This window comes from Pseudomonas sp. GL_091, from assembly GCF_057837725.1.
Genome location: NZ_CM174451.1, coordinates 546,836 through 559,216 on the forward strand (window position 1 = coordinate 546,836; position 12,381 = coordinate 559,216).

At 61.4% G+C, this 12,381-nt stretch carries 13 protein-coding genes; 8 read left to right on the plus strand and 5 right to left on the minus strand.

Annotated features, from left to right (window positions below):
• Positions 1-35: 35 nt before the first annotated feature.
• The 4 genes from AC3ITY_RS02445 to rsgA all read right to left on the minus strand — a co-directional run bounded on the left by AC3ITY_RS02445 (position 36) and on the right by rsgA (position 3,126).
• Positions 36-527, minus strand: coding sequence for a toll/interleukin-1 receptor domain-containing protein (locus tag AC3ITY_RS02445; protein WP_489307439.1), 492 nt, complete (start codon positions 525-527; stop codon positions 36-38).
• The gene (locus AC3ITY_RS02450; protein ID WP_489307441.1) at positions 527-1,486 is read right to left on the minus strand and encodes a caspase family protein; all 960 of its coding nucleotides are present in this window, start codon (positions 1,484-1,486) and stop codon (positions 527-529) included. Before AC3ITY_RS02450 ends, AC3ITY_RS02445 begins: the two co-directional genes overlap by 1 nt.
• 2 nt (positions 1,487-1,488) lie before the next feature.
• Entirely contained in the window at positions 1,489-1,896 is a 408-nt protein-coding gene (locus AC3ITY_RS02455) for a TIR domain-containing protein (protein ID WP_489307442.1), read from the minus strand.
• 198 nt (positions 1,897-2,094) lie between these two features.
• Positions 2,095-3,126, minus strand: a complete 1,032-nt coding sequence (gene rsgA / locus AC3ITY_RS02460; protein WP_489307443.1) for a small ribosomal subunit biogenesis GTPase RsgA — start codon at positions 3,124-3,126, stop codon at positions 2,095-2,097.
• 106 nt (positions 3,127-3,232) lie between these two features.
• On the opposite strand from rsgA, the gene orn reads away from it, so the two are divergent.
• Complete coding sequence (orn, locus tag AC3ITY_RS02465; protein WP_007983969.1) at positions 3,233-3,775, plus strand: oligoribonuclease; 543 nt, start codon at positions 3,233-3,235, stop codon at positions 3,773-3,775.
• Positions 3,776-4,013: 238 nt separating this feature from the next.
• Positions 4,014-4,625: a trimeric intracellular cation channel family protein gene (locus AC3ITY_RS02470; protein WP_150727886.1), complete on the plus strand. Its 612-nt coding sequence runs from the start codon at positions 4,014-4,016 to the stop codon at positions 4,623-4,625.
• Here AC3ITY_RS02470 and queG read toward each other — a convergent pair.
• Positions 4,607-5,686 carry a tRNA epoxyqueuosine(34) reductase QueG gene (gene queG / locus AC3ITY_RS02475; protein ID WP_489307446.1) on the minus strand — a complete coding sequence of 360 codons (1,080 nt, stop codon included), beginning with the start codon at positions 5,684-5,686 and terminating at the stop codon, positions 4,607-4,609. The two genes, AC3ITY_RS02470 and queG, sit on opposite strands and share 19 nt — an antisense overlap.
• A gap of 63 nt (positions 5,687-5,749) precedes the next feature.
• Here queG and AC3ITY_RS02480 point away from each other — a divergent pair, with 63 nt between their 5' ends.
• From AC3ITY_RS02480 to hfq, 6 genes are all read left to right on the plus strand, one after another.
• A complete protein-coding gene (locus AC3ITY_RS02480) occupies positions 5,750-7,249 on the plus strand; it encodes an NAD(P)H-hydrate dehydratase (RefSeq protein WP_489307448.1) in 1,500 nt (499 codons plus the stop codon).
• A complete protein-coding gene (gene tsaE / locus AC3ITY_RS02485) occupies positions 7,237-7,707 on the plus strand; it encodes a tRNA (adenosine(37)-N6)-threonylcarbamoyltransferase complex ATPase subunit type 1 TsaE (protein WP_150727883.1) in 471 nt (156 codons plus the stop codon). Before AC3ITY_RS02480 ends, tsaE begins: the two co-directional genes overlap by 13 nt.
• On the plus strand, positions 7,708-9,138 hold the full coding sequence (locus AC3ITY_RS02490; RefSeq protein ID WP_411741614.1) for an N-acetylmuramoyl-L-alanine amidase: 1,431 nt from the start codon (positions 7,708-7,710) through the stop codon (positions 9,136-9,138).
• Positions 9,135-11,045 (plus strand): DNA mismatch repair endonuclease MutL, encoded by a 1,911-nt coding sequence (mutL, locus tag AC3ITY_RS02495; protein WP_489307450.1) that lies wholly within the window; start codon positions 9,135-9,137, stop codon positions 11,043-11,045. Before AC3ITY_RS02490 ends, mutL begins: the two co-directional genes overlap by 4 nt.
• The gene (gene miaA / locus AC3ITY_RS02500; protein ID WP_489310758.1) at positions 11,045-12,016 is read left to right on the plus strand and encodes a tRNA (adenosine(37)-N6)-dimethylallyltransferase MiaA; all 972 of its coding nucleotides are present in this window, start codon (positions 11,045-11,047) and stop codon (positions 12,014-12,016) included. The genes mutL and miaA overlap by 1 nt, the downstream gene beginning before the upstream one ends.
• 94 nt (positions 12,017-12,110) lie before the next feature.
• A complete protein-coding gene (gene hfq, locus AC3ITY_RS02505) occupies positions 12,111-12,371 on the plus strand; it encodes an RNA chaperone Hfq (RefSeq protein ID WP_007902656.1) in 261 nt (86 codons plus the stop codon).
• Positions 12,372-12,381: the final 10 nt, after the last annotated feature.

Below are 12,381 nucleotides of genomic sequence, written 5' to 3' on the forward strand. Positions count from 1 at the left end.
CAGCGATGTCGGCTTTTTTGTCGGCGTTTTCTACGTTAAAAGCCGCGGGTGATTCGGGATTTGAGATCGGCGTGAAAGCGATCCGCATTGGATTTGTTGACGCTGCGCGCCGACTCGCTGCCGGTCACTGATTCCAGTGACATCGAGCGCTTGAGTGTCGCTTCGTTGCGATAGGCATCGATAAAGAAGTCGATGTCCCGGTCGCTGATCAGCTTCGGCCATTTATCTAGGTACAACGGCAGCTCTGTCGGGCCGGTCTTGAACGAGCAGATACGCCGATTAGTGATAGTCGCCTCGCCGATTTCGAACGGCACCCACCAGGACAGCGCGGTTTTCTCCGACACCACCGCCAGCAGGTGCGTGCATTCGCTGATGTTGCGGGTGATCACCCCGGTGATGTCATCGGTGGTCTGGGATTCGATATCCAGTACGTCGAGGTAGGTCTTGATATTGGCCTGGATCAGGCGCCCGTTGATTTTGACCGCGTGGGCGCGATCCATGTGGCGGTAGCTGATAAACACTGGCATCAGAAATGTCCCTTGATCGCGAGTTCGCGGTAATAGGCGCCGAGGGCGGTGAGGCGGCAGCCGGTGGAATGGATGGCGGCGTAGTACATGTGTTCGGCGTCCACCGGTTCGACCAGGCTGTGGCGGTTGCACTTTTGCAGTTGGGCGAAGACTTCGCCGTGTTCAGGGTTGAACTCGGGTTCGGTGGGCTCAAAGCTGGGGGCGAGGGGGTATACCGACTCCGCTTCGGCAAACCATTCGGGGAGTTTGCGCAGGATTTCCTTGGGGATCAGCGGCGACACTTCGCGCAGGGAAATGAACTGCGAGACGTTGGTCTTGAACACCGGACGCTGTTCCCAGGCGTCGAGGGCATTGTCGACAAACGAATAAAGGCTGCCGGGGGTGATCTTGCCCAGGATGTTCGCGGCTCCACCATGCAGGGCCTGGAGCAACAATCCGGTGAACACACCGTGCTGCACGCCTTCCATCGCCGGCTCTTCCTTTTTGCAGGCAGTCAGAATGGTCATGCCTTCGCCGACCACGCTGCCTTCACTGCGCAAGGCGCGCAGTTCGCCGGCCGAGCCGCTCTGGCAACAATCGAGAATGATCACTTTGTTTTTGATCTTCGTGGCTTTGCTCGCCCAGTTGAGAATGTCGCTGAGGCGAATCCCGTCCTTGGCGCTCTTGTAATCCTGCGGGATCAACATGCCTTCGTCGGTGTCGGTGTCGAAACTGCCGTGGCCGGCGAAATACAGCAGCGCGACATTGCAGTCCCCGGCAAACAGCTCGCGGATCTGCTCTTCGAGTTTTTCCCGGCTCAGGTAGTCCTCGGCAGAGGTCAGTACGATGTTCTTGAAGTTCGGATCGCCATTGGCGTCAGTCTTCAGCACGGAGGCCATGGCCATGGCGTCATTGCTGCAACCGCTCAGGCGCGATACATGGGTGTAGTCGTTGATGCCGATAAACAGTCCCTTGCGCATGGTTACACCGCCGTATGCTGGCGAATCGCATCGATGATGCTGTTGGTGTTCCACGCACATTCGGCATGTGCCGCGTCACGTACCGCCGTGGAAATGCGCTCGGCACCGAACGGCTTGATCGCAATGATCACCTTGCCCATGCGCTGGGCGATCTCGATTTCCTTGTTGATCCACTTGCTGTAGGTGGAGTACATCCCGGCCATGATCAATACCGCCGAACACGGGCGGATCTTGTTTTCGATGGCCTCCTCAAGTTGTTTGTCGGTTTTCGCGTCGACAATCGGGTTGTCCGGTGGCACCGAAAAATTCTTGTAGGTGAAACCGGGCTTGGCGTTGAGCAGGCGCACGAGATTGTCGTGGGCGTCGGGGTAGTTCCACGAGTGGCTGATGAACAGGTGGTAGGTTTGCATGGGTGTCCCTCGGTGTCGCAGGAGTGCGAAGAGGGTTTGAACTTAGGCGATTACAGGGCGGCCACAAGGTGTCGGCGCGTAAAGAGAAATCTCCTACAAGCGAGCGTGCGCACGCCTTACAGAAAAGTCTGATATTTAAGCGGGGAAAGATCCAGCCGCCGGCCGCCCCGCTGAAAGCAGGGCGGTCGGCACGTCTGTTTAGTAGCCGTTTTCCGGCAGGCTGGCGATGATCGAGCGGTAACTGTTCATCCGTTGCTGCTGCACGCGGCCGTCTTCAAGGGCCTTGAGCAGGGCGCAGCCGGGTTCGCGATCATGCTTGCAGTCACGGAAGCGGCAGGTGCCAAGCAGGTCGTTGAACTCGATGAAGCCGGCTTCGACGTCGGCACGGCTGACGTGGCCCAGGCCGAATTCGCGGATACCCGGGGAGTCGATCAACTCACCGCCACCGGGGAAGTGGAACAAGCGCGCGGTGGTGGTGGTATGGGTGCCCTGGCCGGACAGCTCGGACAACGGGCCGACACGGGCTTCGACATCCGGCAGCAGGCTGTTGACCAGCGATGACTTGCCGACACCGGACTGGCCGACGAATACGCTGATGCGTCCGTCCAGTTGCGTCTGCAATTGCTCCATGCCGTTGCCGTGGTGCGCCGACACTTCCAGCACCGGATAGCCGAGGGTGCGGTATACGGCGAGCAAGGCATTCAGCGCAGGAGCGTTGTTTTCGTCGATCAGGTCGAATTTGTTCAGCAGCAACAACGGCTTGATGCCCGCATGCTCGGCCGCCACCAGATAGCGGTCGATCAGGTTGGCGTGGGGCTCGGGCAGCGGTGCAAACACGATGACGATCATGTCGACGTTGGCCGCAACCGGCTTGAGCTGACCACGGCTGTCCGGGCGACACAGCTCGGTGTTGCGCGGCAGTTGCGCCACGATCACGCCGATGCCCTGGTTGCCGGCACGCCACACCACCTGATCGCCGGTCACCAGCGCCGGCAGGTTGGCACGCAGGTGGCAACGGAATACCTGGCCGGCCAGTTCGCCGTCGCGGGCCTCGACCTCGACCTGCACGCCGAAGTGCGCGATCACCAGACCGTGCTGTTCCGGGCCCAGATCGCCGCCCTCAAGCGCCTCGACGGCCGAGGACTCGCGTTTGGCGGCGCGGGCAGCGCGTTCGCCCTGAATCTTTTCGATGCGCCAGTTTTGACGACGATTGAGTTGGCGTTTGGCCATGGGTGTTCCGTATCAAGAATGCAGCGATTAGGTAAAACGGCCGCGAGTTTAGCACGCCCGGCCACCGGCCTAGGCTAAACTGCGCAGCATTGCCTAGGAGCCAAACATGCAAAACCCACAGAACCTGATCTGGATCGACCTGGAAATGACCGGTCTGAACCCGGACACCGATGTCATCATCGAAATGGCCACCATCGTCACCGACAGTGACCTGAACACCCTGGCCGAAGGCCCGGTGATCGCCATTCACCACAGCGACGAAATCCTCGCCGGCATGGACGAGTGGAACACCCGTCAGCACGGCGGTTCCGGGCTGACCCAGCGGGTTCGCGACAGCCGCATCAGCATGGCCGAAGCCGAAGCCGAAACCATCGCCTTCCTGGAAAAGTGGGTGCCGAAGGGCAAGTCGCCGATTTGCGGCAACAGCATCTGCCAGGACCGTCGCTTCCTTTATACCCACATGAAATCTTTGGAAAGCTATTTCCACTACCGCAACCTCGACGTGTCCACGCTCAAAGAGCTGGCTGCGCGCTGGGCACCGGATGTGCGTGACAGCTTCAAGAAGGGCAGCACCCACCTGGCACTGGACGACATCCGCGAATCGATCGCTGAATTGCAGCACTACCGCAAGCATTTCATCAAGGCTTGAAGATGCCCGGCGAGGGCTTCTGTGGCGAGGGGGCTTGTCGGAACGCCGCACCGCCCCGTTGGGGCGCGCAGCGGCCCTAAACCAGCCAGCGTGTTCTATCAGGCAAGCCGCGCGCGCTGGTTTACGACTGCTTCGCAGCCGGACGGGAGCAAGCTCCCTCGCCACAGGGTGTGTCTGCCCTCTTTTGGTGCTCCAGCGAAGTCAGTAGACTGCGCGCCTTTTCTGCAAGGACCGCCCCATGCTGCTGATGCTCTACCTGATCGCCATCACCACCGAAGCCATGACCGGCGCCCTGTCTGCCGGCCGTCGTGGCATGGACTGGTTCGGTGTGGTGTTGATCGCTTGTGTCACGGCGCTGGGTGGCGGTTCGGTACGCGACGTGTTGCTTGGGCACTACCCGCTGACCTGGGTCAAACACCCGGAATACCTGGTGCTGACGTCTGTTGCCGCGATGATTACGGTGTTCACGGCGCGCTGGATGCGCCATTTGCGTTCACTTTTCCTGGTACTCGATGCCATGGGGCTCGTAGCATTTACCCTGATCGGCTGCATCACCGCCCTGGAAATGGGCCATGGCATGTTGGTGGCATCGGTCAGTGGCGTGATCACCGGCGTCTTCGGCGGCATCCTGCGGGACATCTTCTGCAACGATATTCCGCTGATCTTCCGGCGTGAGCTCTATGCCAGCGTCTCGTTTGCGGCAGCGTGGTGCTACATGCTCTGCATCTATCTGCAATTACCCGATGAACAATCGATTCTGATCACCTTGTTCGGCGGTTTTCTGCTGCGCTTGCTGGCGATCCGTTTTCATTGGGAAATGCCCAAGTTCGTCTACAACGACGAAGCCTGACGTTCGGCGTGTTGCCGCAACGCCCACTCGACATGCTCCCTGACCAGCTCCGACGGATACTCCCGTCGCGCCTTCAGCGCTTCCAGCACCGGAATCGTTGAAGGCGCATTACCCAAGCCCACCGCCAGGTTGCGCAACCAGTTTTCATAGCCCGTCCGGCGCAATGGCGAGCCTTCGGTGCTGCTCAGGAATTTCTCTTCATCCCACATGAACAGTTCCGCCAGCCCGGCATTGTCCAAGTTGTGCCGCGGCTTGAAGTCGCTTTCACCGGACGGGCGGGCGAAGCGGTTCCAGGGGCAGACGATCTGGCAGTCATCACAACCGAACACCCGATTGCCGATCAGCGGCCGCAGGTCTTCAGGGAGCGCGCCTTTGAGTTCGATGGTCAGGTAGGAAATGCAGCGTCGGGCATCCAGCACATAGGGGCCGACGAAGGCGTTGGTCGGACAAATGTCGAGGCAGGCGCTGCATCGCCCGCAATGTTCGGTGGCATGGGGCGGGTCGACCGGCAGCGGCAGGTCGACGAACAGTTCGGCGAGAAAAAAGTAACTGCCGGCCTTGCGATTCAAGACCAGGGTATTTTTGCCGATCCATCCAAGACCCGCCTGTTCGGCGATGGCTTTTTCCAGCACCGGCGCGCTGTCGACGAAGGCACGAAAGCCGAACGGGCCGATCTCGGCCTGAATTTTTTCCGCCAGTTGCTGCACGCGTTTGCGGATCAGCTTGTGGTAATCGCGACCCAGGGCATAACGGGAGACGTAGGCTTTTTCCGGTTGGGCCAACACTTTCGCCATTTGGGTGTCGCCGGCCAGGTAGTCCATGCGCAGCGAAACCACGCGCAACGTGCCCGGCACCAGCTCTTCCGGGTGCGAGCGTTTGCTGCCGTGGGCGCCCATGTAGTCCATTTCGCCGTGGTAGCCGGCTTCGAGCCAGCGTTCCAGGTGCTGCTCATGCTCGGCCAGGTCGAGGCCGCTGATGCCGACTTGCTGGAAGCCCAGCTCGCGGCCCCAGTCCTTGATGGATTGGGCGAGGGCGGGCAGGTCTGTGGTAATAGCGGGCATGAGACGAGAGAAACCGGAGCTGAGGTGCGTATAATTCTGCCAGACATCGGAGCCCGAAGACGCATGCCGCACACTAAAGATGAATTACCCGACGTGCTGTACAGCGCCGCCCAGGTGCGAGCACTCGACGCGAGCCTGATCGCCGCCGGCACGGCGGGCTTCGAATTGATGCAGCGCGCGGCGCGGGCGACGTGGCGGGCGCTGGTGCGGCAATGGCCCACGGTGAACGAACTGAGCGTGCTGGCCGGTCATGGCAACAACGCCGGGGACGGGTATCTGGTGGCAGTGCTGGCCCAGCGTGCCGGTTGGTCGGTGCGGGTGCTGGCGGTGGGGGATCCGCAGCGCTTGCAGGGCGATGCGGCGTTGGCCCATGCCGAGGCGGTGTCCGAAAGCGTGCTCATCGAGCCCTGGACGGCACAATCCGGATTGCGCGGTATTGTGCTGGATGCTTTGCTTGGCACAGGTTTGAGCGGTGACGTGCGTGATCCATATGCCAGCGCCATCGGCGCGGTCAATGCCAGCGGGCTGCCGGTTGCGGCGGTGGATATTCCGTCAGGGTTGTGCGCTGATACGGGCCGCATCCTTGGTCGTGCCGTGCATGCCGACCTGACGGTCACGTTCATTGGCTTGAAGGTGGGGTTGTTCACCGGCGAGGCGGCCAATGTGGTCGGTGAACTGCGGTTCAACGACTTGCACGCGGACCCACAGCTGATAGAAGGCGCTGCTTTCACCGCCCGTCGCCTAACCGCTGCTAACCTGCCGCGTCCAGCGGCGCGGGCACAGGCTTCCCACAAAGGTAAATTCGGCCATGTGTTGCTGATCGGTGGCGACCGCGGGTTGGGTGGCGCGATCCTGCTGAGCGCGCAAAGTGCGCTGCGCAGCGGGGCGGGCATGGTGTCGGTGGCGACCCGCAGCGAACACGTGTCCGCCGCGCTGGCGCGGATCCCCGAGGCGATGGTGCTGGGCACTTCGTCGGCCAATCAGCTGATGGTTTTGCTGCAAAAAGTTTCCGTGTTGGTTGTCGGTCCGGGGCTGGGGCAGGCTGGCTGGGGGCGCAGCTTGTTGTCGGCCGCTGCCAATGCACCGCTGCCGCAAGTCTGGGACGCCGATGCGCTGAACATGTTGGCCGAGGAGCGTGTGAGTTTGCCCGGCAATTGCGTGATCACTCCGCATCCGGGCGAAGCGGCGCGTTTGCTAGGGGTGAGCACTGCCGACGTTCAGTCTGACCGTCCCGCCGCAGCCCATGCCTTGAGCAAAAAATATACAGCTGTCGTCGTCCTGAAAGGTGCCGGCAGCCTGATCGCCCATCCTGATGGGCGTCTGGCGCTGTGTCATCAGGGGCACCCGGCCATGGCCACCGCTGGTTTGGGCGATGTACTGGCCGGTCTGGTCGGCGCATTGCTGGCCCAGGGCATGGAGCCATTCGACGCAGCATGCCTGGCGGTCTGGCTGCACGCCAATGCCGGCGAGCAACAAGGAAAATTCGGCCGTGGGCTGGCGGCCAGTGATTTGATTCCAGCCATTCGTCAGTTGTTGGAGGAGCAAGCACCGTGTCTGAAGTAACCCTGTACCTGGCCGATGAGCAGGCCATGAGCGACTTTGGCGCACGCATTGCCCGAATCACCCAAGGCCATGGCCTGATCTTCCTTGAGGGCAACCTGGGGATGGGCAAAACCACGCTGTCCCGAGGCATCATCCGCGGCTTTGGGCATGTCGGGGCAGTCAAAAGCCCGACCTTCACCCTGGTTGAGCCCTACGAGATCGGCGACATTCGCGCCTTCCATTTCGATTTGTACCGTCTGGTCGATCCGGAAGAGCTGGAGTTCCTCGGTATCCGCGACTACTTCGAAGACGATGCCCTGTGTCTGATCGAATGGCCCGATAAAGGTGCAGGCTTTTTGCCAAAGCCTGACCTGACCATTACCATTAGCCCGCAAGACAGCGGGCGTTCGCTGAAAATTTTATCCCAGGGCTCGCGTGGCGAGGCCTGGTGTGCCGCTTTGGCATTGGAATCCAAATAGATGATGGGGTTAGGTATGCGCTTTCGCGCGTTGGTGGCTGCCGTAGGGGTGTTGTTTTTGGCGGTGACCGTCGACGCTGTGGCCGATTCGAAGGTCAACAGTGTTCGTCTGTGGCGGGCACCGGACAACACGCGACTGGTGTTTGACCTGACCGGTCCGGTGCAACACAGCGTCTTTACCCTGACGGCTCCGGATCGCCTGGTCATCGACATCAATGGCGCGACCCTCGGTGCGCCGCTCAACGTCAACACCTCGAACACCCCGATTACCGCCATGCGCTCGGCTCAACGCACGCCGACCGACCTGCGGGTGGTCATCGACCTGAAAAAGGCCGTGACGCCGAAAAGCTTCTCCCTGGCGCCGAACGCCCAGTACGGCAACCGGTTGGTGGTCGATCTGTTCGATAACGCCGCAGATGCTGCGCCTCCGCCAGCGCCGACACCGTCGGTCGCCACGGTGCCCGCCGTGCCGGTCACGCCTGCTGAGCCGGCAATCAAGCTGCCGCCGGCTCCGGCCGGCAAGCGAGACATCATTGTGGTGATCGACGCCGGTCACGGCGGCGAAGACCCGGGCGCCTCGGGCTCTCGTGGTCAGCGCGAAAAAGACGTGGTACTGGCCATCGCCCGTGAACTGCAACGGCAGGTCAACGGCATGAAAGGCTTCCGCGCCGAACTGACCCGTACCGGCGACTACTTCATTCCGTTGCGCGGCCGTACCGAAATCGCCCGCAAGAAAGGCGCCGACCTGTTCGTCTCGATCCACGCCGACGCCGCGCCTTCTGCCGCTGCTTTCGGTGCCTCGGTATTTGCCCTGTCCGATCGCGGCGCGACTTCTGAGACCGCCCGCTGGCTGGCCGACAGCGAAAACCGTTCCGACCTGATCGGTGGTGCCGGCAACGTCAGCCTCGATGACAAGGACCGCATGCTCGCCGGCGTGCTGCTCGACCTGTCGATGACGGCATCCCTGACGTCTAGCCTGAACGTTGGCCAGAAGGTGTTGAGCAACATAGGCCGGGTTACGCCCCTGCACAAGCAGCGGGTCGAGCAGGCCGGGTTCATGGTGCTGAAATCGCCGGATATTCCGTCGATCCTGGTGGAAACCGGGTTTATCTCCAACGCTGACGAAGCCTCTAAGCTTGCCGCGTCGAGCCACCAGCAGGCGCTGGCGCGTTCGATCAGCAGCGGCGTGCGCCAGTTCTTCCAGCAGAACCCGCCGCCGGGCACTTACATTGCCTGGCTGCGCGACTCCGGCAAGATTGTGCAGGGGCCGCGTGACCACCGCGTCAACCCGGGCGAGACCTTGGCGATGATCGCCGTGCGCTATCAGGTATCGCCCGCGACCCTGCGCAGCGCCAACAACCTGTCGAGCGATGAGCTCAAGATCGGTCAGCACCTGACTATTCCGGGCACTGAACTGGCGGCCAAAGAATGAATCAGGTCGTGAACAGTGGTGCTCGCATCGAGCTGCTCAGCCCGCGACTGGCGAACCAGATTGCCGCGGGTGAGGTGGTCGAGCGCCCGGCTTCGGTGATCAAGGAGCTGCTGGAAAACAGCCTTGACTCCGGTGCCAGACGCATCGATGTCGATGTGGAGCAGGGCGGCGTCAAATTGCTGCGGGTGCGTGACGATGGCAGCGGCATTTCCGCCGATGACCTGCCGCTGGCCCTGGCCCGTCACGCCACCAGCAAGATCCGCAACCTGGAAGACCTCGAACAGGTCATGAGCCTGGGGTTTCGCGGCGAGGCCCTGGCATCGATCAGCTCCGTCGCGCGCCTGACCCTGACCTCCCGCACCCGCGACGCCGATCAGGCCTGGCAGGTCGAGACCGAAGGTCGGGACATGGCGCCCCGCGTGCAGCCTGCGGCCCACCCGGTGGGCACTTCGGTGGAAGTGCGCGACCTGTTCTTCAACACGCCGGCACGGCGCAAGTTTCTCAAGACCGAAAAAACCGAATTCGATCACCTGCAAGAAGTGATCAGGCGTCTGGCCCTGGCGCGCTTCGATGTGGCGTTCCATCTGCGCCACAACGGCAAGACCATCCTCAGCCTGCACGAGGCCCATGATGATGCGGCCCGTGCCCGGCGCGTGGCGGCGATCTGCGGGCCGGGTTTCCTGGAGCAGGCGCTGCCGATCGAAATCGAGCGCAATGGCTTGCACCTGTGGGGCTGGGTCGGTCTGCCGACCTTCAACCGCAGCCAGGCGGATTTGCAGTATTTCTTCGTCAATGGCCGTGCCGTGCGCGACAAGCTGGTGGCCCACGCGGTGCGCCAGGCCTATCGCGACGTGCTGTTCAACGGTCGACACCCGACCTTCGTGCTGTTTTTCGAAGTCGATCCGACCGGCGTCGACGTCAACGTGCACCCGACCAAGCACGAAGTGCGCTTCCGTGAAGGGCGCATGGTTCACGATTTCCTCTACGGCACCCTGCACCGCGCCTTGGGCGATGTGCGCCCCGACGATCAACTGGCGGCGCCGGTTGCCACGGCCATCGTCCGGCCTACCGGCCTCGAAGCTGGTGAATTCGGACCTCAGGGCGAAATGCGCCTGGCCGCCAATGCGTTGCTGGAACAGCCTCAGGCTCAGCCGTCGTTCAATGCGCCGGCGGGCTCGGGTTCTGGCGCGGGTTATCAATATCAGTACACGCCGCGTCCGCAGTCCGGTGTGCCTGTCGCCGAAGCGCAGGCCGCCTATCGCGAGTTTTTTGCGCCGCTGCCCGAGGCCAATGCTGTCGCGCTGCCGGTAGGGCAGGACGACATCCCGCCGCTGGGTTATGCGCTGGCACAACTCAAGGGCATCTACATTCTTTCCGAAAACGCCCAAGGCCTGGTGCTGGTGGACATGCACGCCGCCCACGAGCGGATCATGTACGAGCGCCTGAAAGTGGCGATGGCCAGCGAGGGCCTGAGCGGCCAACCATTGCTGGTGCCGGAGTCCCTGGCCGTCAGTCAGCGTGAAGCCGATTGCGCCGAGGAGCATGTCGCCTGGTTCCAGCGCCTGGGCTTTGAATTGCAGCGCCTGGGCCCGGAAACCCTGGCTATCCGGCAGATCCCGGCACTGCTCAAGCAGGCCGAAGCCAACCGGCTGGTCGCCGACGTCCTGGCTGATCTGATGGAGTTCGGCACCAGCGACCGCATTCAGGCGCACCTGAACGAATTGCTCGGGACCATGGCCTGCCACGGTGCGGTCCGGGCAAATCGACGCCTGGCCCTGCCGGAAATGAACGGTCTGCTGCGTGACATGGAAAACACCGAGCGCAGCGGTCAATGCAACCATGGCCGACCGACCTGGACCCAACTGGGCCTGGACGATCTGGACAAACTGTTCTTGCGCGGTCGTTGATGAGCCAGTTCCCACCTGCGATTTTCCTGATGGGCCCGACCGCCGCCGGCAAGACCGACCTGGCCATCGAACTCACCAAGGTCCTGCCTTGCGAGTTGATCAGCGTTGATTCGGCGCTTGTATACCGTGGCATGGATATCGGCACCGCCAAGCCTTCCAAAGAGCTGCTGGCGCAATATCCGCATCGTCTGATCGATATTCTCGACCCGGCCGAGAGCTATTCGGCTGCTGATTTCCGCCGAGACGCCCTGGAAGCCATGGCCGATATCACCGCGCGCGGAAAAATTCCGTTGCTGGTGGGCGGCACCATGCTCTATTACAAGGCTTTGGTTGAAGGTCTGGCGGATATGCCGGCGGCCGATCCCGACGTCCGCGCGCAAATCGAAGAAGAGGCTGCGCGCCTTGGCTGGCAAGCCTTGCACGAACAATTGGCGGTGATCGATCCGGAGTCTGCGGCGCGGATTCACCCGAACGATCCCCAGCGATTGAGTCGAGCACTGGAGGTTTATCGTGTCAGCGGTCAAAGCATGACCGCCCTGCGATTGCAACAATCTGCGCAAAGTACCGAAGCAGCCGCTTCGGGACTGCAACAATTGCCCTATACTGTCGCGAACTTGGCCATTGCTCCGGCAAATCGCCAGGTACTGCACGAGCGAATTAAACAAAGATTCACTTTAATGTTGGAACAGGGATTCATTGACGAGGTCGTAGCCCTGCGTAATAGAGGTGACCTGCATGCCGGGTTGCCGTCTATACGTGCAGTAGGCTACCGCCAAGTCTGGGACTACCTGGATGGCAAGCTGACGTCAGCCGAGATGCAGGAGCGTGGAATCATTGCCACGCGCCAATTGGCGAAACGCCAGTTCACCTGGCTGCGCAGTTGGACTGATCTGCATTGGCTGGACAGTCTGGATTGCGACAATCTGCCGCGCGCCTTGAAATACCTTGGGACCATCTCCATATTGAGCTGAGTCCTTGCAATTGCCGTCTATCCTTGGGGGTGTGGCGGCCAAAGCCATCTGATTACCTATTTTTTTATATTGAATCCTTAAAGGAGTGCGGCACATGTCAAAAGGGCATTCGCTACAAGACCCTTACTTGAATACTTTACGTAAAGAGAAAGTTGGGGTGTCCATCTACCTGGTCAACGGTATCAAACTGCAAGGCACGATCGAGTCTTTCGACCAGTTCGTTATCCTGCTGAAAAACACCGTCAGCCAGATGGTCTACAAACACGCGATCTCTACAGTGGTGCCGGTTCGTCCAATTCGTCTGCCTAGCGCAACCGAATCCGAAGCTGGTGACGCTGAGCCAGGTAACGCCTGATAGGAGTCTC

Excerpts from the sequence above, each read along its gene's own strand:
- AC3ITY_RS02445 (WP_489307439.1), bottom strand. The coding sequence starts at position 527 with ATGCCAGTGTTTATCAGCTACCGCCACATGGATCGCGCCCACGCGGTC.
- AC3ITY_RS02450 (WP_489307441.1), bottom strand. The coding sequence starts at position 1,486 with ATGCGCAAGGGACTGTTTATCGGCATCAACGACTACACCCATGTATCG.
- AC3ITY_RS02480 (WP_489307448.1), top strand. The coding sequence starts at position 5,750 with ATGCCGCACACTAAAGATGAATTACCCGACGTGCTGTACAGCGCCGCC.
- hfq (WP_007902656.1), top strand. The coding sequence starts at position 12,111 with ATGTCAAAAGGGCATTCGCTACAAGACCCTTACTTGAATACTTTACGT.
- queG (WP_489307446.1), bottom strand. The coding sequence starts at position 5,686 with ATGCCCGCTATTACCACAGACCTGCCCGCCCTCGCCCAATCCATCAAG.
- miaA (WP_489310758.1), top strand. The coding sequence starts at position 11,045 with ATGAGCCAGTTCCCACCTGCGATTTTCCTGATGGGCCCGACCGCCGCC.
- AC3ITY_RS02455 (WP_489307442.1), bottom strand. The coding sequence starts at position 1,896 with ATGCAAACCTACCACCTGTTCATCAGCCACTCGTGGAACTACCCCGAC.
- AC3ITY_RS02470 (WP_150727886.1), top strand. The coding sequence starts at position 4,014 with ATGCTGCTGATGCTCTACCTGATCGCCATCACCACCGAAGCCATGACC.
- orn (WP_007983969.1), top strand. The coding sequence starts at position 3,233 with ATGCAAAACCCACAGAACCTGATCTGGATCGACCTGGAAATGACCGGT.
- AC3ITY_RS02490 (WP_411741614.1), top strand. The coding sequence starts at position 7,708 with ATGATGGGGTTAGGTATGCGCTTTCGCGCGTTGGTGGCTGCCGTAGGG.
- rsgA (WP_489307443.1), bottom strand. The coding sequence starts at position 3,126 with ATGGCCAAACGCCAACTCAATCGTCGTCAAAACTGGCGCATCGAAAAG.
- mutL (WP_489307450.1), top strand. The coding sequence starts at position 9,135 with ATGAATCAGGTCGTGAACAGTGGTGCTCGCATCGAGCTGCTCAGCCCG.